This is a genomic window from Microcoleus sp. Pol11C3 (assembly GCF_036701485.1).
GTDB lineage: Bacteria > Cyanobacteriota > Cyanobacteriia > Cyanobacteriales > Microcoleaceae > Microcoleus.
On record NZ_JAUBQW010000111.1, the window covers coordinates 1 to 21,581 of the forward strand.

13 protein-coding genes are annotated in these 21,581 nt (G+C 44.4%); all 13 read right to left on the reverse strand.

Annotation, left to right across the window (positions count from 1 at the left end; all coding sequences use genetic code 11):
* Positions 1-510 precede the first annotated feature (510 nt).
* The gene (locus tag QUA40_RS21500; RefSeq protein WP_333129567.1) at positions 511-2,037 is read right to left on the reverse strand and encodes a response regulator; all 1,527 of its coding nucleotides are present in this window, start codon (positions 2,035-2,037) and stop codon (positions 511-513) included.
* 185 nt (positions 2,038-2,222) lie between these two features.
* Positions 2,223-3,332, reverse strand: a complete 1,110-nt coding sequence (locus QUA40_RS21505) for a chemotaxis response regulator protein-glutamate methylesterase (protein ID WP_333129569.1) — start codon at positions 3,330-3,332, stop codon at positions 2,223-2,225.
* A 225-nt stretch (positions 3,333-3,557) separates the two neighbouring features.
* A complete protein-coding gene (locus tag QUA40_RS21510) occupies positions 3,558-6,701 on the reverse strand; it encodes a hybrid sensor histidine kinase/response regulator (RefSeq protein WP_333129572.1) in 3,144 nt (1,047 codons plus the stop codon).
* An 18-nt stretch (positions 6,702-6,719) separates the two neighbouring features.
* Positions 6,720-7,448 (reverse strand): chemotaxis protein CheW, encoded by a 729-nt coding sequence (locus QUA40_RS21515; RefSeq protein ID WP_333129574.1) that lies wholly within the window; start codon positions 7,446-7,448, stop codon positions 6,720-6,722.
* Positions 7,449-7,657: 209 nt separating this feature from the next.
* Complete coding sequence (locus QUA40_RS21520) at positions 7,658-9,256, reverse strand: methyl-accepting chemotaxis protein (RefSeq protein ID WP_333129575.1); 1,599 nt, start codon at positions 9,254-9,256, stop codon at positions 7,658-7,660.
* A 25-nt stretch (positions 9,257-9,281) separates the two neighbouring features.
* Entirely contained in the window at positions 9,282-10,592 is a 1,311-nt protein-coding gene (locus QUA40_RS21525) for a CheR family methyltransferase (protein ID WP_333129577.1), read from the reverse strand.
* Positions 10,573-11,052 carry a chemotaxis protein CheW gene (locus QUA40_RS21530; RefSeq protein WP_333129580.1) on the reverse strand — a complete coding sequence of 160 codons (480 nt, stop codon included), beginning with the start codon at positions 11,050-11,052 and terminating at the stop codon, positions 10,573-10,575. Before QUA40_RS21530 ends, QUA40_RS21525 begins: the two co-directional genes overlap by 20 nt.
* Before the next feature lie 140 nt (positions 11,053-11,192).
* Positions 11,193-12,275, reverse strand: coding sequence for a hypothetical protein (locus QUA40_RS21535; protein ID WP_333129582.1), 1,083 nt, complete (start codon positions 12,273-12,275; stop codon positions 11,193-11,195).
* 55 nt (positions 12,276-12,330) lie between these two features.
* Positions 12,331-13,950 (reverse strand): NHLP bacteriocin system secretion protein, encoded by a 1,620-nt coding sequence (locus QUA40_RS21540; protein WP_333129584.1) that lies wholly within the window; start codon positions 13,948-13,950, stop codon positions 12,331-12,333.
* 5 nt (positions 13,951-13,955) lie between these two features.
* A complete protein-coding gene (locus QUA40_RS21545) occupies positions 13,956-14,987 on the reverse strand; it encodes a cyclic nucleotide-binding domain-containing protein (RefSeq protein ID WP_333129587.1) in 1,032 nt (343 codons plus the stop codon).
* A gap of 151 nt (positions 14,988-15,138) precedes the next feature.
* Positions 15,139-17,862, reverse strand: a complete 2,724-nt coding sequence (locus QUA40_RS21550) for an NHLP bacteriocin export ABC transporter permease/ATPase subunit (protein ID WP_333129589.1) — start codon at positions 17,860-17,862, stop codon at positions 15,139-15,141.
* Positions 17,852-20,122: an NHLP family bacteriocin export ABC transporter peptidase/permease/ATPase subunit gene (locus QUA40_RS21555; RefSeq protein WP_333129591.1), complete on the reverse strand. Its 2,271-nt coding sequence runs from the start codon at positions 20,120-20,122 to the stop codon at positions 17,852-17,854. Before QUA40_RS21555 ends, QUA40_RS21550 begins: the two co-directional genes overlap by 11 nt.
* A gap of 416 nt (positions 20,123-20,538) precedes the next feature.
* Entirely contained in the window at positions 20,539-21,363 is an 825-nt protein-coding gene (locus QUA40_RS21560) for a hypothetical protein (protein WP_333129593.1), read from the reverse strand.
* Positions 21,364-21,581 lie beyond the last annotated feature (218 nt).

Below are 21,581 nucleotides of genomic sequence, written 5' to 3' on the forward strand. Positions count from 1 at the left end.
GATCTCTATTATAGTTCCTCTCCCCCGCCTTTGTCAGTCGGAAAAGTCGGATCGTAAAGTCGGAAAAGTCGGATCTTGCATAACCTATCCAACTCAGGTTAAGTGAATATCGGCAAAAAATAGTTGCACACTATGTCACAACTTGTCTCTTAGCGGGGCTTAAACAAATTTTCACAGTTCATAGGGTTAAAACCCTTGCTAGACAATAGACAACGAAAATACGTCCAAGGGGATAAAATCACCTGAAACCCCTACCTATCAAAGATTTAAGGAAAGCTTTGTTTTGCCTGAAAACTTGTTGGTTATATTAATTCGGATTTCATGGTTCACGTTAGAATTGTGACCCCTCAATACTTTTAAATTTCCCATCGAATTAACATTACGGTTTACTGTACTGCTGCAATCCTCACTTGGCTGCGATTGCCCGATGTTTCTGCGTTACCCGCTTGCTTGCCGTCTTGTTCAAAGAACAGCGATCGCTCACATGAAGGAACAGCGACCGCCCTCAAATCACTTTTCCGTAAAACTCCAAACACCATTCCAGTGTTCTGGCACACCCTCCCTCATCAATTGCTCAATCCTCTCCAAATAAAGGAGAGCAGTTTTATCAGAAGGATGTACAGCAATCACCTTCTCAAAACAGTCTCTCGCAGCTTCCAGCTTATCCTTCTGCCGATATAATTTCAATCCTTGTTCAAAATCCGGTTTTGTTTTCAACTTCAATACCCTGACCTCCTCATGTTCTGCATCCAGCACCTCATAAACCGCGATCGCCTCATTTCGACCCTTCACAATCGCCCGGTCTAAAAAGCGCAATTGATATTCATCGGCATTAGTTGAATCGTCTAGCGCTTGCTGAGAAATCAACAGAGAAACGCCGTAAAACTTCGTTAACCCTTCCAACCGTGCCGTTAAATTAACATTGTCAGAAAAAGCATCACCCTGCATCCGGTTCTCTTCGCCGACCATGCCCAGCATCATGTGACCCACATGAATACCAATCCCAATCTTAATAGGTTGCTCACCTGCCTGAAGTCGTCCCTGATTAAATTGCTCAACGACTCTAAACATAGCAACGCCCGCCGCCAAAGCATCATTGCCTCCATCTGGAAAAACTGCCATCATACCGTCCCCCAGAAACTTGACAATCAAGCCATGATTGGTACGGATTTCTGGACTAACTTGCTGCAAATAAGTATTGACAAAAGCAAAATTTTCTTTGGGAGTCATAGTTTCAGAAAGCGTAGTAAAGGAGCGAATGTCAGAAAACATCACCGCCATAACTTTGCTGACGTGATCTCCTAATTGCACATCAGTAATGCTTTTCTTCCGCAGAAAGCGCAAATATTCATGAGGAACGAAGCGACCATAAGCTGTCAGAAGCTGTTCCAAATTTTGATTTGCCCGAGTCAATTCCTTCTCTCGTGCTTTGACAGTATTGACCATGTGAGTAAAGACTCGTGCCAGTTGTCCTAGTTCGTCGCTGCGTTTAGCAACCTCTGTTAGTGCATCGGGTTGAAAGGCATCTCGCTCCACCTCAGAAGCAGCACTTGTCACCTTACCCACCTGCTCAATATATGCTGCTTGACGTAAAATTTCAGCTTTAAAGAGTCCTTCAGCTTCCTGTCGTTTGAGGAAATTCAAATAGGCATTTGAGTGATAGCGAATGCGAGCGATCAGTTCCATGCGATCTGGCAGTTTTACTAAATAGTCATTGGCGCCTAGTTCAAAGGCCTTAGCTTTGATAGTAGGGTCTTCTTTACTGGACAGCACAATCAGCGGAATATTGCAGGTGAAAGTGTCTTTGGATCTTAGAAATCGGACTAACAGCAAGCCATCGATTTGGGGCATAACCAGGTCTTGCAGGATGACAGTTGGCTGGCACTCCTCGGCAAAGTCAAAAGCTTGAGTCGGATCGCTACAGTAGTGAAATACGATATCCTGTTCGGAAGCTAACATTCGACGAATGGCTTCACTAATTATGGGTTGATCGTCAATTAATAAAACTGTTATTTGCTCGTGTATCAAAGTTGTCATAAGTGGTAAAAAGAAGAAAGTCGGTATACAGAGCGAGCTTTTAACTAATCCGTGTTTGACGTTTTATTAGATGTAAGTACATGGAGAGAAATATTTACACAGATATAATTTTGTAAAGCTCACAAAAAGAGAATTTCAGATTCTATTTTGTGTAATTAATTCTGTGCAACTACTTATTTACTTAATTAGCGGTTTAGTGTCATATTTTGGCGGAGGGTAGTGCCGATCGCATCTGGTGATAAAACCTCTACAGCAGCATTCAATTCTACCGCTGCTTTAGGCATTCCATATACCACACAACTGTCCTTATCTTGAGCAATAGTGTGCCAACCTTGAAGCTTCAATACGCTTAATCCCTCCGCTCCATCTCGACCCATTCCAGTTAGCAGCACAGCGGTTCCCTTGCGCGTCCAATGTTGAGAAAGACTCTTGAAAAATACGTCAACTGATGGACGATAGGGATAATCGATCGGCTCTTTGGTGTAGCCAAGAGTCAAGTCCGGTTTTAAATATAGATGATCGTTAGTACCTGCCACTAAAACCGTCCCTTGTACTAATCGATCGCCCGCAACCGCAATTCTTATGGGCAATACTGTTTGTTGTCTCAACCAATCAACGAATCCACTAGAAAACTGAGCATCTACGTGTTGGACAATCGCGATCGCGGCACCAAAGCTAGCAGGTAGCTGCGAAAGGATGGTTGCTAATGCTTTCGGGCCACCTGTAGACGATCCGATCGCCACTAAGGGGATTGTAGATACAGTAGATAAAAGTCCACTTTGTCGCTCCAATTGAGAGGAAAGTCCACTTTGTCGCTCCAATTGAGAGGAAAGCCCACTTTGTCGCTCCAATTGAAGCGACGACGGAGACTTTTTTACCTGTATCTTTGTTGAGGAAGGCTGTTTTAGCAGTTTGCGAATTGTGGCAACTTTAGCGAGTAGCTGGTTGGCTGTTTTAGCGCTGTCTGCTCCACTCAAAACGGGCGTATCAACTGCATCTAAAGCACCGTGTCCCATCGCTTCATAAACTTGGGCAAGATTTTTTTTAGCACTGGCTGTAACAATAAGAATACGGCAGGGAGAGTGTTTCATAATCTGACGGGTTGCTTCTACTCCATCCATGACAGGCATCAACAAATCCATTAAGATCATGTCTGGCGTATCTTGAGCGCACTTAGCAACTGCTTCTGCTCCATCCCGTGCAGTCCAAATCACCTGGTAGTCAGAAACTGTCTGCAAAACCCGTCGGAGTGCAGCAGTGGCGATCGCCAAATCATTAACAATTGCAATTCTCATAAGCAGATCCCCCTAAATTAAACGTAAAACACGGATGAGTCAGTCGATTTTAGATTTTAGATTTTAGATTTTAGATTTACCCCACAGATAAATCAGGGATATTGAACTTTGGTCTAAATTTTTTATCTTTCCACGACTTAAGTACGTGGCACGGTATCCGTTTTTGGGCTGGGTCAAAAGCTCGGTGTCTATGCCTTCTTCCTTCTGCCTTCTTCATTCTACTTATCAACGCCCAATTAAATTCACGACGGCATCAATCAGGGTGGCATCATGAAAACTACTTTTAGTTAGGTAGTAATCTGCACCCGCTTCTAAGCCCTGAATCCGATCCTCCTCGCGATCGCGATAAGACACAATAATCACAGGAATGGAATACAAACGGGAATGGTTCTTCATTTGCTTCACCAGTTCAATCCCATTCATGCGTGGCATATCAATATCACTAATCACTAAATCGTAGTGGTTAGTCCGAACAGCATTCCATCCCTCCATCCCATTGACAGCAATATCCACGCTATAGCCGCGATTTTCTAGCAGCTTACGTTCCATTTCCCGCACCGTGATCGAGTCATCCACTACCAAAACTTTCTTGCGTTTGTCTTTAACGACTTCAGTTACCTCGCCTCCCACCTTTGTTAATCGTCCGGCGTTGAGGATAGCATCGATCGATCGCACCATATCAGATATATCAATGATTAGAATCGGCGATCCATCTCCCATCAGAGATGTGGCGCTAATATCGGGTACTTTGCCTAAACGCGGATCGAGTGGTCGAACCACTAAATCGCGCTCACCTAGAAACTTGTCCACCACTAAACCATAGGGATTCGATTGATCGCTGATCACAACCACAGAGAGCGAACCTGGATTAGGTGGTGGTTCAGGTAATTCTAGAACTTGATGGGCAGCGATTAAACCAATATTTTGTTGATTCATCGTAAAGTATTGGCGATTTTCCACCTCCGAAATGTGCGATCGGTCCACCATGACGATCTGATCGATGCGAGCCAGCGGCACCGCATACGGTCTGCCAGAAATTTCCACCAACAGCGTGCGAACCACCGACAGCGTTAGTGGAAGTTGAAAGTGGAAACTCGTTCCTTTGCCAGATTGAGACATGGCACGCACCGTCCCGCCCACCTCTTGTGCCATACTTTTAGCAATATCCAGACCCACACCTCTTCCAGAGATTTCCGTTACCTGTTTAGCGGTGGAGAATCCAGGTAAAAAGAGAAACTCCATCAATTCAGCATGGGTGAGCTGGGCTGCCATTTCCGAAGTTGCCAGGTTTTTGTTAATCACCTTTTGGCGCAACTGCTCTGGATTGATACCTCGCCCATCGTCGGAAATGGTAATTGCTAGCATTCCACCCCGATGAAATGCCTCCAGTCGAATCATACCTTCAGCCGATTTTCCAACAGCAATCCGTTCGTCTGGTAGTTCAATTCCGTGATCCGTTGCATTTCGCAAGATATGAGTCAGGGGAGCTTCCAGCTTTTTGAGAATGTCGCGATCGACCGGCGTTGCCTTACCTACAATTTCTAACCTAACTTGCTTATTCAACTTGCGTCCCAAGTCGCGGAGCATGCGCGGAAAGCCTTGTACGCCATCCACAAAGGGACGCATATGCGAGGTAATGACTTCCCGGTAGAGACGATCAGACAGATTAGCAGTCCGTTGGGCATATAGCTCCAGTTCCCCCAAGCGCTCGCCCAGAAAGTCTAGACACTCTTGTTCTTGGTTTCTTGCTGCTTCTAGATACTCCTTTCCTTCTGGCTGATAGACACCGCGCTCAAGGCTATCCTGCAACTGTTCTAGCGTTCTGGAAATTTCGACCATCCGCCGTTTCAGGGACATCATGGAGTCTGCATAGGGTTGCAGCCAGTTGGCTTCAATCAGTGACTCACCTGCGAGCCCCATAATTCGATTTAAGTTCTCAGCACTGACTCGCACTACGCGATCTTGAGTAGCCGCGTGTTCTGATGCTGAAGAGGAAGATTTACCCCGCTCTGGACTTTCCTGTACCATCACGCCTGATGGCGATGCTTCAGCTTGATTGATCGCGATCGCGGTAGATGAAGATGTGGACTGAATGCTAGATTGGTTGGAAATTTCTAGGGATGATTCGGAAACTGTAGAAGCGACTGAAACACGGGACTGAGAAACTATATTTTCCTCTTCTCCATCTCTAACTCCCCCGCGATCTAGTTGGGGTGCAGCTCCAGGGGTCAAAAGAGCAGCGATCGCCCCTCTTGTTATTTCAAATTCGGCATTATGTTCTGCTAACCAACTCGCTAATTCTGCATCGCTTACTTGACCGATACCTTCGAGCAAATCCACACCTTGAAGCAGCACATCGACGCAATCGGCATTCAGTACCACTGTCTTGTTCTGTGCTGCCACAAAACAGTCCTCCATCACATGAGCTATATTGACTAACGCATCGAGTCCAACAATGCGAGCAGCCCCCTTAATCGAGTGGGCTGCTCGCATTAATGTTTCCAATGCCTGCGTCGATTGAGAATTGCTTTCCAATGCCAGCAATCCCTGATTCAAGATAGCAACCTGTGCTTCTGCTTCCAGGCGAAATAAGTCCATCATGGAGTCATCGCCAGTCAGCGTCGCTGTTACATCTGGGGGTGCTGTAGGCGTTGTTTTTGTAGTATCCAGTGCCGCTGACACAACTGCGGGTGCTGTAGAGGTTTTTGTAGTATCCGCTGCCGCTCTTACATCTGGGGATACTGTAGGCGTTGTTGTGATAGTGGGGTTGGAGGAAAGGGCGATCGCCCTTTCTTCGTGTCCTGCGTTATCAGAAGGGATAAGTTCAGAAGGGATAAGTTCAGAAGGGACAACTAAAGTTGTCTTTGGTACAGACTCAGAAGATGTCGTCTGCTCAGTTGTGTCCTGACTAAATGAAGACACATCAGTAACCCCTTCGTTCGCCTGAACTGAAGAAACAGCCATCATGTTAACTTCAGAGGACAAGACGATCGAAATAGCTTTTTGGGTCGTTGCCAAATCCCAGGAATGCTCCCTCATCCACCGCTCAAGCTCCTCCTCTGTCACTTGGCTCATACCCAAAAGCAAATCGCCCGCATGAAGTAAGACATCAATTTGCTCATCACCTAGGGTAACAGTCTTGTTCTGAGCGGTAATCAAACACTCCTTAATGAGTTGCGCCAGATTGGAAATCGCCTCCATCTTTACAATTCGAGCAGTTCCCCATACCGAGTGGGCTGCCTGAATTGCTTGCCCAAGTTCGAGCATAGAGAATGGTTGCGTTTTGAGTATAGAAAGCACTTCCTTTAGGATGATGACCTGAGTTTCAACTTCCTGACGAAATAGCTCCAACTTCGAGTGATCGCTCATAATCCGCTCCGTGTTCTGCTACAAAATTTTGTGATTGAGAGTGTAGAACAACAATTCCGAATCGAGATAATTGACTTGATTGCCATGCCAATGAATAATTCCCTGGGTGTAAGCCTCAGTGGCTTTAGTAATCACAATAGGGGCATCTCGTAATTCATTTAGGTGGAAGCGGTAAACTCCATGAACTTCATCAACCGGAAAGACCCACTTATCGTTTCCCTGCCCTGCCATCATCATTCGTTTGGCATTGGCGGATGTGACAGTGGAGGAAGTCTCCTTAGCCGGTTCTAAATTCAACAAATGACTCAGGGAAGCACAAAGCAACGTTTCCCCGCGAATATTCACCAATCCCAAAAATAACTCGTTGCTGCGATGGGGCAGAGGTTGAATGACACAAGGAGGGGTGACTTCTTGCAGAATTCGGACTGGAAGAGCTAATCGCTCATTCCCAAGTCGAAAGATCATGACCGAAATAGCTTCTGCTCTGTGGATGACTATTTCATCGCCTTCTACGTCCTCGTGGTCTACGGGTGTTTCTGCCAGAATATTGAGCCACTCGTCTAAGTAATTCAGTGGTGGTTCGCGTTCTAGCAAACTATCGCCAGCTTCTGCATAAACTGGGCATTCATAGCAATGTATCACAGTTGCTAGTTGACCGCATGACCGATCGCCCATTACCCCAATTTGATTCCAGCAGTCATTCAGGGAGCTTTCTACAGTCAATGGTTCACTCCAAGGGTTAGTCATAACTAATTTAATTGTTAAGTAAATTCACCTAATTAAACGTAATGTCGGGCTAAACAGTTTGCTGTATAAGCATTCTTCACCTCGCTCTTCTTCCTTATTCCTTCTATAGCGGTTGTCAAGCGTTGTGAGGTATGGGGGCGAGTCCAATGCCTATGCCCAATGCCCTATGAACACCTCATGTTACTGAGAAAGGCTATAGTTAATCGTCTTTACCGATAAGTCTTAGAGTGGGAGATCTCTTTCCGTAATCCTTGGGCTGCATCATCCAGTTGTTCCAAGGCACTATTCGTTTCACGTAAAGCATCCACTGTTTGATGGGAAGCTTGACCGAGTTGCTCCATTGCCTCGCTAATTTGCTGCGCCCCCTCCGATTGGTCTTCAATGCTTTGACTGACTTGTTCAAATCGAGGTGGCAAACTCTGTACTTGAGTGATGACTTTCGCAACTTGGTCGCTAATCTTGCTGACTCGATCTACACTATTGCTCACCGAGTGGTTGAATTTATCCATTTCCATCACACCAACCGTAACCGCCGATTGCATATCTTTTACGATTTGCTCAATTTCGAGCGTAGCGACTGCCGTCTGATTGGCAAGTCGTCGAATTTCTCGCGCAACAACCGCAAAGCCCGCACCATATTCTCCCGCTTTTTCTGCTTCGATAGCTGCATTCAGTGACAGGAGGCTGGTTTGGTCTGAGACCTTTGTGATTGTGGTCACAACATTGCTGATGTTTCCGGCTTTTTTATTCATGACTCCTAGTTTGGAGGAGATAGAAGTCGTTGCGTCCACCAGTTGCCTCATGACATTTTCCATCTCGGCGAGTTCATCCTGACTGTCGTTTGCAGAGATGGCGGTTGTTTGAGCCATCCCAGCAACTTGTTCCATTGTCTTTACCAAAGTTCTGGAGGTTGCAGCAATTTCCTGTGCAGTGGCGGTGACTTCGTTCGTGGAAGCAAGTTGTTCAGCAACAGTGGCCTCCAATTCTTTACCAGATGCTGCAATTTGAGTTGCAGAGGTTGTGATTTGCACCACTGACTGTTGCAAGCTCTGAATCAGCGCATTACTGAGAAATCGTCCTAAAAGAATTGCTACCCCAGGGCCGAGCAGCATAGCAACAATTGTCCAAAACTGTGATTGGCTAATAGCTTGAGTGGCATTTTTTTCTGCTAGAGTAGCAGTGTCTTCATTAATTTTCAGTGCCTCTACAAGCGCTGCTGTTGCAGTCTCAAAGGAGACACGATTTGTCTTGGCACGATCGCGTAGCTGCTCTAAAATATTAGCGGCATTTCGAGCCTTTGCTATTTCTATAGAGTTATTTGGATTTTGACCCAGCAACTCCACTTCTCTGGCATAGGGATGCAGAATTCCTAAACTTTCAAATTGCTGGTTGAATTTGAGAAAATCTTCATGACCGCTTTTCCATCTATCCCAGTTACTCTGGAGGTTTTTATAGTTTCTATTCTCTTCTTCCGTTCGAGGAGTTGCTTCATATTGCTTAAACCCTTCATCGATCTGATTCCAAGCTTTTTTGATTCGCTCTAACTCAGCTTGTCGTTCCTGGGCGGTTAGTCCAGCAATCAATAAAGCTCGTTCTGACGATTCAATCTGGGTTTGGCCTTCGTTGACTTTCCACAATCCAACCAGGCTCGGCAAACTATTATTACTTAAGGTATCGATGTTGCCACTTAAGCGAATTGTAGAGATTAAGCCTACTAGCGCTACGATCAGAACCAATGCTCCCATGAAATTGAAAGCAGTTTTAATGCGACCTTGTAAAGATTGATCTTTGAACACGTTATTCACCATAAATACTGCCTCATTGTTATTCCCATCATTGGGGAGTTTGCTGTATCTTTTGAACTCGCTGCTTAAGAATTTCTGCACCCACAATATCGCCACGATGTTCTTTCAAAAGAGATAGATGTATCAGGGCTTCGTAGCAGTTAGGATTAAGGTAAAGTGCTTTCTGAAAACATCGCTCAGCTTGAGCATTTTCAGTTTTTGCTTGATACAATGTACCCAGTAAAGTATACGCTTCAACATTAGTAGAGTTGCCTGCCAAATATTCTTGGCAATGATTAATTGCCTTTTCTACTTGCCCGACATCCGCTAATTGTCGAGCCAGTTCCAGCCCCGAATGAGTTTTGGTGCTGCTGACTTTCTCTGTTGATTGGATTGCTTTAGAAGGCAATTGAGAAGTAGACTGACGGGTAACGATCGCGGTAGAGGAGGTATTACCTGCTAGAGTTCGCGACTGTTTAATCTGGGTTATGTGAGTTTTGTTCAACGGTAAGCTTTGCTTTAATTTAGTAGATGCTGAAGTCTCTATCAATGGCGACTGCAATTGCATGATATCAGATTTTCGGTAAGCAAATGTAAAGGATTGTCGAATCGACATAAAGGGATGGCTGGGGACTTTTCCGGTTTCAGCCGCTCCGACGAAAAGTAATCCGTTCGGAATTAACAAACGATCCAGGGTATTGAAGACTTGAGTAGAAGCAGTGGGTTCCAAATAAATTAATAGATTACGACAGAAAATAATGTTATACTTGGTTTCGCTAGTGTTAAAGATATCTAAAAGATTGCCCTGGCGGAAATTGACTATATTCCGAACGGGTGCAATAATTTCATAGCCTGCTACTGTTTGTTGAAAATAACGATCTCGCTCAATCCAGTCTTCGCCCCGAAATGAGTTTTTCCCATAAATGCCTCGCTGCGCTTTGGCGATCGCCTGTTTGCTAATGTCGATCGCATCAATGCTGAACCGATTTACAGACAAGCCAGCCTCCAGTAGCGCGATCGCCATTGAATAAGGTTCTTCGCCACTGGAGCATGGTACGCTTAACAGACGCAGTTTGGTCGAACCTGATTTCTTTAACCATTCAGAGCGGACGTAGTTGATGAGCAAATCAAAGGGTTTGCGATCGCGAAAAAACCAGGTTTCTGGAACTACAATTTTTTCTATGAGTTCTTCTAATTCTTGGCGTGAGGTTTGTAAAACTTTGAAATAAGTATCTAAATCGGGTAAGCCACAAGCTGTTTGACGAGTTTGGACGGCTTTGGCAATTTTGTGAGAGCCGATGATATTAGCGGCAATTCCAATTTTTTGACTTAACAAGGTTTCAATTTTTGCTAGGCTCATCTGTATTTGGCGCTCCTGCTGCTAAATAAAGGTGTCGTGCATCAGTGAATAGCTGATCCAGGTGAATTCGCTGAATCATGCCGTTTTGATCGAGAATCATTCCGCCTAAGTAAGGTGCTACGTTCATGCGAGCATCGGAATTTACTAATTCAGTTTCTGGCTTATCCAATGTCTTGATTACCCGTTCCGCCATCAATCCAAGGTATTGCAGCGTATTATCGTTAGTGGAAGAGCTGACCATAATAATCCGCGTACTCAATTTAAAGCCGCTTGGTTTCCCCTGAATCAGATGGCAAAGGTCAATAACAGGTGCGATTTTACCTCGGTAGTTAAACAATCCTGCGACATAATCTGGTACATGATTGATCTTCCTGAGAGGTACTCTAGGAATTACTTCTACCACGCGAGAACTCTCGATGGCATAGGAGTCTTTTCCAATATAGAAGAGTAACATTAACATTGTAGTGCTTGTTGCTTCCTCAAATAGTAGGTATAAATACAGAAGGCTTGAAGATTAAAAAATACACCAAAAAATAGTTTAAAATTTGCTAACTTTTTGACGATAGTACCTAATACAATAGTCCCTATTTAAGGTTACACTCATTCCCTAGGAGTGTCAAGGATAATCTGGACATTGTGACCAGAAATGGTGAACTCGTTCTCAACACCTGTCTTTTCAATTATACTATTTATGTAATGCTCCAGCTTGAAGAATGTAATCAATACTTCAAGTGGTGTATCTTCGGCGGTAGGAGTTTTTGAATCTATCTCTTGAATTGTTTTCGGATTTAAATATTGAAAGACCTCATAAGTCAGAATTTGAATTGCGTCTGCTGGCAAATGTTCAATCTCACTGGCATATCGAGTCAGCCGTGACTTGGCAAAGCTGATTTGGAAGCGAGCACGCCTCAGAAGGCGCTGCCGGATATTCTCGTAAAGTTCTGGATTCTCCGAAGCCAAAGTTTTATGATTTAATAAGATGGGAATGACATCGGGATTTTCTTCTAAGAACAAAAGACTACCTTCTCGCTCATAGGCTGCTACTCCTTCCATTCCCAATGCTCCAATATCCGCTAAGGCAATAATTATCGCTAGAGCTGATAGAGGTTTGCTGGAGTCATAAAGAGCAGGTTGATAAATCGCTTGCTCGGATGGCTCGTATATGCAAATGGTGGCTTCGATTGCGTCTCGAATAATCACTAAATCTGCATCCGAGAACCGTGCAAGACTATTTAGATTCTCGTCGCCTTGCTCTTGATTTAGAATATCAATGTATTCAAACAACTTTTCAATTGTTGCTGTCTCACTTACACCCATCTCGCGTCGTCTGGACTTGTGAGGTTGGGTTTCAGGAACAAAAAGTTGCAGCATATCATGGGCAGTTGCACAAATATCTAGTAGGAGTTGCATTCGTGCCATATATTCGGGCGCAGCATTGTCCTTTAGGGAGGTTTCCCAATAAGGACGGATGGCTTGAAAAATAATGTTCGCTCGGTGCTGTACGTTATTAATATGCTCGCGAGTGTGATAGTAAAGCTGCTTTTGAGCAATTTCTCGATCGAACTCCTCAAGAGCTAAGTTTTTGAGTCTAGCAATCGCCGACGCAAAGGTAATGGGAACCCCTTCTAAGTTTTCTTCAGAGTGGTCTTGCGATTGGAAATCTTGAGAATTTAACGTACTCATGTCAGGTCAACTCCAAAACTACGTTGGCAAAAATAAATTTATTAGCAGCTATCCTCTATTGAATTCCGCTCCACTCGCGTAAGAACGGTAGCAAAAAGGTAATCGGCGCTTGTTCTTCCACCTTCACCCGCAGCGCTGTCGTAGTTCCCGGTGTCAATTTCATATCGGGTCCCTTCGACGATGACCACTTGTAGCCACTAACATTACTGGGTTCTGATATTAACTCTGCAATCACCTCCACCTTGGCGGTTTTTTCGGTGAGTCTATCTGCCAGTTCAGCATTACCCAATTTTGAAGCGGCTCTGGTTGATGTAACAGGATAGGCAGACACGGATTTTACCACTGCAACAATACCTCCAAATCGCTCCCGCTTGACCGTATCGGGTGTAATTTGAATCTTCATTCCTGGCTTGATCCGTTTACCATTTTTCACATCAAAGTAGGCGATGCTAGTCATATCAGCTTTCCCTTGCTCTTGAGTTTGCAGAGCACCGAAGCGCATACCAGGACTGACCACTTGTCCAACTACAATACTGACTTCTAGAATGCACCCCTTTTGGGGGCTTTGAATGAAGCTACGCTCCTTAATTTGCTGTTCTAGTTGGGCAACGGCGCGATCACCCTCAGCAATTTCGTTTTTTCGAGCGTTAGATCCTTGTAAATTGTCTTGTTCCAAACGTTTGCTGCGGGTGTTTAACTCTTGTAGCTGAGATTGAATTTCTGAAATTTGACTGCGATTTTCTCTAAAAGACTTTTCAACCATAATCTCCTGGCTATTGAGTTGCTGCAATTGAGCTTGAATGTCAGAAATTTGGTTGAGACTTTCTCGAAAAGATTTATCAACCCCTACTTCTTTACTACTTAATTCTTTTAACTGAGTTTGAATACTAGACATTTGATTACGGTTTTCTCGATAAGCCTTTTCCGCCTCCAAAACTGTATCCTCTGAGATCGCGCCTTCAGTTTGAAGATCCTTTCGAGTCTCTAGCCTCTTTTTCAGCACTGGATTGATCTTAGAAACATCCTGAAGACTTTCCTCAAGGGAAAGACGCTGCTGTTTAATAGCACTTAACTCTCGTTCTTTGGAAACAGAGGCTAATGCCTGCGTATTCTGAAACCGTTGTTGCAGAGTTTGGCGTTGCTGTCCAATAGTAGCTAAAGCTCGCTCCTTGAGAACCCCAGACATGGCTTGAACATCTTGCAACCGTTGGGTCAGATTTGCCCTCATTGCTGCGATCTCTTTTTGCTCCAGTTGGGTACGCTGCTCTTGAAGTGAATTAGTTTTTATATTTTGTACAATTAATTGCTGGCGTTTAGCTTGTTGGAGTTTCAGTTGTTCCTGTAACTCAGTGGGTTTAATCGTCGCTATAATTTCCCCTTTTTTAACGCATTGATTATCTTTAATGAGTAAAGATTCTAGTTGTCCGGCAATCGGTGATTGTAATTCTACAACTCGTTGCGGTGAAATCAATACTCCTTGTCCCGTCACGGTGATAGGAATTCTACCAACCACGCTCCAAACTAGCGCCATCACCATAAATCCCCCCACGGCTATAGCTGGGATAAAGTCTTTGGTTTTGACCACTTGCATGAGTTGGTCAAGCCGTTCGGGAGAAGCAACAGATTCGAGAGATTGCTGTCGATCGGGGGAGTCATTTATATCTGAAGGACTCATAAAATTTAATTCCGTTGTAGCCGATTCATCATCCACTTAAACCGAGTACCTGCCAGCAGGGTTGGTTCCAGCACATCTAGAGGAATTTCATCTTCATACTCAATGTCATCGGCTAATTGTTGATCTTGATTGTAAGCTTTTTGACCAAAACCGCGTTGTATTAAGCCTTCACGCAACCGATCGATTAACACGAGAGAAATGGCACGATAAAAGCGAGTTGCAAATCCGCGATCGCGTTGTATTTTTTCTCTTAACATCTGTTGCGGTACGGCTAAGACCACTGAATTCTCAGCACATTTAATACTGGCAGAGGCGTTCCCTGCTTCTACAAAAGACATCTCACCGACAATTTCTCCACTCGCCCGTCGTGCCAATTCTTTTTCCACTGGTTTTCCCTCTACCATCATGGAAAATATTACTGCCAAATTGCCTTGTAACAAAAAGTACAAGGCTTCCACGGGCTGATCTTGTTGAATTAACGACGTTCCAGCGGGAGCATTTTGTTTTTTGCCACGAGTTACCATCCAGTCGATATCATTGTCATTAAGGATGGCAAAGAGAAATAAGACTTTTCGCAATGCTTGTCCTGGGACAATTTTGTTCTGCGCTAGTAATTTAGAGAGACTTCGTAGGCGGGAGGATAAGATGGCGGTCAGTTCTTGGTAAAGTCTAGCCCCAAAATCGGGATCTCGCTCCATCTTTATTTGTAACTGTCGTTTGGATAAAGCTAATACCAGAGAGGGCTCTACGGTTTTGACAGTTGCAGAGGGGAGGCGATCGTCTATGAAGGACATCTCGCCAAGTATTTCACCTTTACTGCAACGAGCAATTTCTTGATCGTCTTCGGAATTGTTCTGGGAAATAAAGACTGCTACAGTACCGTCGAGGATGAAGTAAATTGAGTCTGAGTGCTGACCCTCTTGAATCAGCACTGTACCAGCCGACACTTTTTTATGAGTGCCCGTTTGAGCCATCCACTCTATATCGGGTGGTTGCAGAACTTTTAAGTTGTTGAGTTGGGTAAGTACAGGTGGCATGGTTGAAACTAAGGAGAGGGCGGTTTTGTTTAGATGGGGCGATCGCATTGTAAAGCGTGGATAAAAGCGGTAAAAAAGGTGGAATAATTGCAGTTTTGGCTGATAGATACAGTAGAATTTGTGGAGGCAAGTTATCGAATTTTTCCCTTCTTCAGTTTTTCACCTTTCCTTGCTTCGCTATCAATTTGGCAAACATACCCTCCTGAGAAGCTAACTCCTCAAAAGTACCTTGCTGCACCACTCGACCCGCTTCAATCACGTAGATGCGATCGGCATTACGAATGGTACTAAGACGGTGGGCGATCGCGATTCGCGTCACCTTCAGACGATCCAAACTTTCACTTACAATTGCTTGGGTACGATTATCTAACGCACTGGTCGCCTCATCAAAAAAGATGATTCGCGGTTTCAATACCAACGCACGGGCAATTAGTAATCGTTGTCGCTGTCCGCCAGATAAGTTTGCACCCCCCTCTGATATCACCGTGTGTATCCCCATCGGCATATTTTCAATATCTTCGGCAAACCCTGCCATCCGCGCCGCATCCCAAGCTTCCTCCATACCGATTAATGCACCACCGCTAATATTTTCAAACACGCTTTCGCTATTGATGCGCCCGTTTTGCAACACCACACCCAGTTGACGACGCACCGCAGCAACATCTAAACCCGATAAATCTTGTCCGTCGTAGTAGACAGTTCCCTGTTCGGGAACGTCGAAACCCAGTAACATCCGCAGAGTGGTAGATTTACCGCTACCAGAAGGACCAACAAAAGCAATAAACTCACCCGGCTTGGCTTCGATGGTCACATCATCCAGATTTAATGGCCCATCTTCTCGATAGCGGAAGGTAACGTGGTCTAACTTAACATATCCCGAAAGTCGCCCCGGATCTGCTTTATTTAAATCTACCTCTGGCAATTCGTCTACGATCGGCTTGGCGTATTCCCACAACACCCCAATTTCTAACATATCGATCAGCGTGTTGCTGAGAGTTGTTACTCCTGTGATAAAGATACCAAACGCCGCATTGAATGCTAGAAAGGTTCCGGTAGTAATCCTATCTGTTTGTGCCTGATTCAGCAAGCTAGCAGTCATCCAAAAAATGAGGATAAGGGTTAGGTTAGACTGCAAAAGATTAAAAGTAGCGATCGCATCTTCAATCCATTGGTTATCCTGCATCAATTTCAGTTGCTGTTGATAATACTTCGCCCAATAAGCAAAGGCTCGTCCTTCCGCGCCTGTAGTGCGAAGTTTTGAAATTCCGCCGACTAGCTGAATCGTAAGTCCGCCAATTTCACCTTCCAGTTCTTCCAGGTGAGCAGTTTTCTGGCGTTTGAAATAACCAGCAATACTTGTGACAATAACAGTGAGGAAGACTATTACAGCCGCAATAGATGCCAGTGGTGGACTGTAGACAAACAGCAGTCCTAAATTTAGCAGGGAAAATAAACTTCTGAACAGAATATCTAACTTTTCAGCGCCCAATTTGTCGCGAATTTGATTGATCGCATTAACGCGGGACAGCATCTCTCCAGAGGAATACTGGCGGAAGAAAGTAAGTCGCAGTTTGAGCAGCCGATCCCACATGGCACTCTGTAAGCTGAACACGGAATAGACTTCAAACCGACCCAAATTAACTCCTTGAGCCAGTCGAAAGACTGCTACACCAAAACTAGCGGCTACTAAGGCAAAAGTGAGCTGAAGCAACAACCCGCGATCGGCATCGGGAATGGCAGTATCAATTAAGATCCCTGTTGCTTGGGGAACCACCATACCCGCTAAAGCCCCAGCAATCCCCAACACCACAATACTAAGAATTTCCCGTCCTCTACCCCGCAGAGAATACTGAAACAGCGTTAGCAAATCTATCTTTTTTTCCGGGAAAGGTGGATAAAACATATAGGCATTGGCAGCCAGTAATTTAGCAGTGCGATCGCTCAATAAAAGTCGCTGTCCAGTTACCGGGTTGTAAATTTCATAGTTGCGCTTGTTATTTATTAGTAGCGCCACTGGGTTATTATCTGCTTGAAGATAAGCGAGCATTGGGCCACAATCGCCTCGCCACCAACGTTCTGTCAGAAGTACCCGTCGAATTCGCATCCGGGAAGCACGGGCGATCGCCTCCAGTGGCTCCTTTACCCGCTGCATATTTTCAGACTTACCCGCCGGCTTAATCTCAATCCCCATCGCGTGTCCTACGGCTCCTGCGGCTGCTAGGAGGGGATCTCCGATAAAAGTAGCAATAGCTTGTTTGGGCGCAATTAGAGAAACAAAATTCGCCAAGGCACCCACAGTTGCAGATTGGTTCAGGCGTTCCCGTTCTTCAAACTGCGCCAGAGTCTCTAATTGAGACTGCTGTTCTAGTTCTTGCAAGCAGCTAAAAAACTCCTGATGGAAGTTGTCTAAAACAGTGAGTTGAGTTTGCCACGGTGTATGGCTCGAAAGTTCAGGCGCGGGTAGCAAAATTCCGCTGAGGTCAAATACGGAACTCAATTGTCTAAACCAAGCGGTTAGAAGATTGCTGGCAGATGGCAAAGTGGGATCGGGGTCGGGATTGTTATCTAATTCTGAACGATGGGAAGACAGCAACGTCGAGTCTGTAAGGGGAACTGCAAGAATACATAAAGTGTTGGGACTTTTGACTTTTGATAAATCAGCAATATCCGTTGCAAATCCAAATAGGGCTTCACCAACTTCTACTGTGAACAAATACCGCCTATATCCTTGCAAGCTGCCCTTACTGATATGGCTAACGAATATTGCCACTGGCCCCGACTCTATCATCCATATCTGTTGCGGATCATCCAGTAGTAATACCTCATCTTGGCTAACCAATTTAGTACGAGCCATAGCCGTGCTTTCATTCTTCATTTTCTTGTTCTTCCTCACCATGAGCGAGTTCAGCGTAGAATCCACCTATTTGCATTAATTCTTGGTGCGTTCCTCGCTCGACTACAACACCGCGATCTAATACGATAATTTCATCGCAGTCTTTAATTGAACTGAGGCGATGTGCCACAATCAAACAACTACAGCCACGTTGCCACAGGTTATTGTAGATAAACTGTTCGGTTTCTCCATCGAGGGCACTGGTTGCTTCATCCAAAATCAAAATTGAAGGGTTATAAATTAGCGATCGCGCAATTTCTAACCGTTGGCGTTGTCCGCCACTTAAATTTGCTCCTCCTTCCAATAGTTCGCCGTTATAGCCACCCGGTATCGCTAGAATTACATCTTGAATTTTGGCATCAATGCAAGCGCGACGAAGTTGGGAATCAGAAACTGTTGTATCCCATAGTGTTAGGTTATCGCGCACGCTTCCTGAAAATAGGAAAACTTCTTGTTCAACAGTAGCCATCGACGTTATTATCACCGAACGGGGGATTGCATTTCTCAGCTTACCATCAAACAAAATCTCGCCAGACCAAGGTTCATAAAGTCCCGCTACCAGTTTAGCAACTGTCGATTTTCCAGAGCCACTTCCCCCCACCAAAGCTACCCGCCGCCCAGGTTTAATCGTACAGCTAAAGTTTTCGATTAAGGGTCGATTGACTTTTGCATACCCAAAAGTAACGTTACGAAGTTCGATATGTCCTTGCAGGCGAATTGTAGAGGAATCCAGGTTAGAAGATGAAGTTTTATGTTTTAGGTTTTGAGTTGTAACTTTTGAAGTCTGACTTTTGGTATCGATACTGCTTTTTGCAAGTAACGGATCTGTATCATTTGCCAGTACGTCATCTAACCGCATTAGATTACCTGCTAAGGTTGGCAGGGTCATCCCAAACCCCATCAACTGATTGATGGGTGTCTGAAAGCTTATTAGCAGCGCTTGAAATGCTACCAACATCCCGATAGTTATCTTCCCTTCCATAACTTGCCAACCACCTACTGTCAGCACTAGCGTGGTTGTTAATGCTGTAAGTAAGATAGGTAGGACTTGCAGAATCTCATAGGGTACGGCTATTTTTGTATAGGAATTAATTGATTTGGCAAAATAACCCGACCATCGGGCAAAAAAGTCCGATTCTAGGGCTGAGGCTTTTAAGGTTTCCATGCTTTGAATTCCGGCGATACCTACCCCTTCCACCTTGCCAAGGTCTTTATCAAGCTCCATGAAAGCTTCTTCTAGCCAACCTCCGACTCCGAACAGCGCCAAAATGTTTACAACTGCCAAGACCAGAGCGATCGCTGTTAGCAGTGGGTTATAAGCAAACATGACCAACAGGTAAATAATGGTCATCACTATGTTGATGATCGTCTCTGCCATACTGCCGGAAATGACCTGGGCCACTTTGTCGTTGAGCTTCACTCTTCCGCCAATTTCACCCGGGAACCGTTGGGTATAAAATTCCACAGGGAGTTTCAACATATGCCAGAAAAATTGACTGGACATACTGGCAGCTAATTTAATCTGCAACTGTCTTAAATAGCGTCGCTGCTGGGAGAACAAAAAAGCCTGAATTAGGGTGGTGAGGAGCATTCCCAGCAGCAATGGACGCAGCCAGTCGGTGCGGTCTTCAACGAGGATTTGATCTACAAATACTTGACTGAAAACAGGTAGTACCAGTCCTGGAAATACTAGCAAAAAGCCAAGCAGGACACTGAGCGAAACAGCTCCCACCGAGCTTTGCAAGCGTTGTAGGAGCGATCGCAACACGCTAGGCCGTTGTCCCCCGCGCTTGAACTCCGGCCCCGGTTCCATTGCTAGGATAAACCCAATATATGCCTTGTCAAATTCCTGCAAGGAAACCGTGCGTGGCCCAGTTGCTGGGTCGTTGATGTAAACTCGGTTTTTTTCAAAGCCTTCGACTACTAACAAGTGGCTGAAATTCCAGAATGCGATCGCGGGTAATCGCATCTTAGCTAGCTGAGAAGTTTGCTTTTTAAAGGCTTTTGCCCGCAGGCCGTATTGTCTGGCAGCTTTGACGATGCTGGCAGGTTGGCTGCCGTCGCGAGAAACGCCACATTCCTGCCGCAGTTTGGCTAGGGGGACAAAGAGTCCGTAATAACCCAGCATGATGCCCAGTGCTGCTGCCCCGCATTCTACTTCTTCCATTTGCAATACGGTAGGGGTTTTAACACGTTTCTTGGGCTGCTGTTCCATTATTTGACTGAGCCACTGTTTAAACACTGCGTTACTCCTCAATGCTTTCAAGCAAGAACTTAAAAAGGTTGTCTATAAACTGGTTATTTGGTCCAGAAAGTGGGGTAATAGTCTAGTTCTAGCGCCAGAAAATGGGAGTTTTAGAGAGAATTGGGTGACTGACCCCGTACGCTGGTACACCCACACTCCCAAAGCGAAGTTAGTCATACCCGACCCAATTAGGGATATCCGTTGTCCGAACCAGACTATAAGGAAAACGCGCATTTGACGGAATGCCAGGGATTTTGTCATTGCTATAGTCAGTCTAAATGAATCGTGAATGCCAAGAAATTTGAAAAGCCTGCACAGCAAGGTTTGCTATTTTCAAATCATTTATAAAAACTATAGTGCTTATGTAAAAAATACAATGATTTGATATATAATTCTTCCTTCACAAATAGCCTTTAATCCTCAAAAATAGGGTCGGGAATTGTTGGCACCGAATGATCCAGGCGATAGGCATTCCAAGCTTGGATGAAAGGTTTTTTCTTCAAACTCGATAAAACGGCGATCTGCTTGTGAAATAGGCTTTCGTAATAATCTAACTTTTTCTTTAAATAAAAGGGGGCTTTTTCTCCGTAAAGTTTAACAAACATCCTGTAGGTATTATAATGTTTTACTCCGACGTCATCCGCATAAGATATCAAATCGTCTTCTATGTCATTTAAGACTTCCAAGGGGAACATTAAATTCAAATTTTCAACCATATCTTCTTTTCGGCAATTTAGATTTAACATCTGAGCTAAAATAGAGTGTAAAAGTCGATAGTCAGAAGAGCGTAATTCTGCCGCTTTGATAATTGCCGATTCATCGAAACTATAACCTGATAGCAAGTAAGTTTCTAAATCGAAATACTCTCCTAAATCTTTTAAATAAAAATCAATTTTTTCATGTTTTATGTTGATTTCTTGTAAAACAGACAAAATAATTTTCTGCTTAGATGTCCAAGGAGAGTTTTTAATTTGAGGGCAGCAATTGCTTTGAATTTCCTCGACTTCTTCATCAGTTTCATAAACAAGAGCTTCTACAAAACCTAAAATTGGATAAAATCCAAAAAAGTCATTGTAAGAAAGATTATAAAGTGGAAAGTAGTAGAGTAAAAACTCCCTCAAGACCCTACTAGAGCGACGCATACTATGATAAGAAATACAAGGCTTTTTAGAAGCTATTTCTTGTCCTAATATTTTGGGGTCAAACAAACCTGTGTCTATAGCTTTTGAGATTTTCATGAATGGTTTAGTTGGGGTAAACTTGCAAGTTACAAATGTTTTCTTGACGAAAAACCATACTCTTCAATTTTATTGGCTTGAGTACATCCCCTAACCGGGGTAAGTGTTTCTTGTGCACTAGCTGTAAAAACTTGACGAGGATCTTAGCGGGTGACAAGGCACCTCTAGTCTAAACAGGACAAAGGTTTGAGAGAATGGTAAGGTAAAAAAATAAGGAG

Bases quoted from the DNA above. Each gene is read 5' to 3' on its own strand.
- QUA40_RS21545 (WP_333129587.1), bottom strand. From the start codon at position 14,987: ATGCCACCTGTACTTACCCAACTCAACAACTTAAAAGTTCTGCAACCA.
- QUA40_RS21560 (WP_333129593.1), bottom strand. From the start codon at position 21,363: ATGAAAATCTCAAAAGCTATAGACACAGGTTTGTTTGACCCCAAAATA.
- QUA40_RS21540 (WP_333129584.1), bottom strand. From the start codon at position 13,950: ATGAGTCCTTCAGATATAAATGACTCCCCCGATCGACAGCAATCTCTC.
- QUA40_RS21520 (WP_333129575.1), bottom strand. From the start codon at position 9,256: ATGGTGAATAACGTGTTCAAAGATCAATCTTTACAAGGTCGCATTAAA.
- QUA40_RS21530 (WP_333129580.1), bottom strand. From the start codon at position 11,052: ATGTTAATGTTACTCTTCTATATTGGAAAAGACTCCTATGCCATCGAG.
- QUA40_RS21510 (WP_333129572.1), bottom strand. From the start codon at position 6,701: ATGAGCGATCACTCGAAGTTGGAGCTATTTCGTCAGGAAGTTGAAACT.
- QUA40_RS21550 (WP_333129589.1), bottom strand. From the start codon at position 17,862: ATGAAGAATGAAAGCACGGCTATGGCTCGTACTAAATTGGTTAGCCAA.
- QUA40_RS21525 (WP_333129577.1), bottom strand. From the start codon at position 10,592: ATGAGCCTAGCAAAAATTGAAACCTTGTTAAGTCAAAAAATTGGAATT.
- QUA40_RS21515 (WP_333129574.1), bottom strand. From the start codon at position 7,448: ATGACTAACCCTTGGAGTGAACCATTGACTGTAGAAAGCTCCCTGAAT.
- QUA40_RS21505 (WP_333129569.1), bottom strand. From the start codon at position 3,332: ATGAGAATTGCAATTGTTAATGATTTGGCGATCGCCACTGCTGCACTC.
- QUA40_RS21500 (WP_333129567.1), bottom strand. From the start codon at position 2,037: ATGACAACTTTGATACACGAGCAAATAACAGTTTTATTAATTGACGAT.
- QUA40_RS21535 (WP_333129582.1), bottom strand. From the start codon at position 12,275: ATGAGTACGTTAAATTCTCAAGATTTCCAATCGCAAGACCACTCTGAA.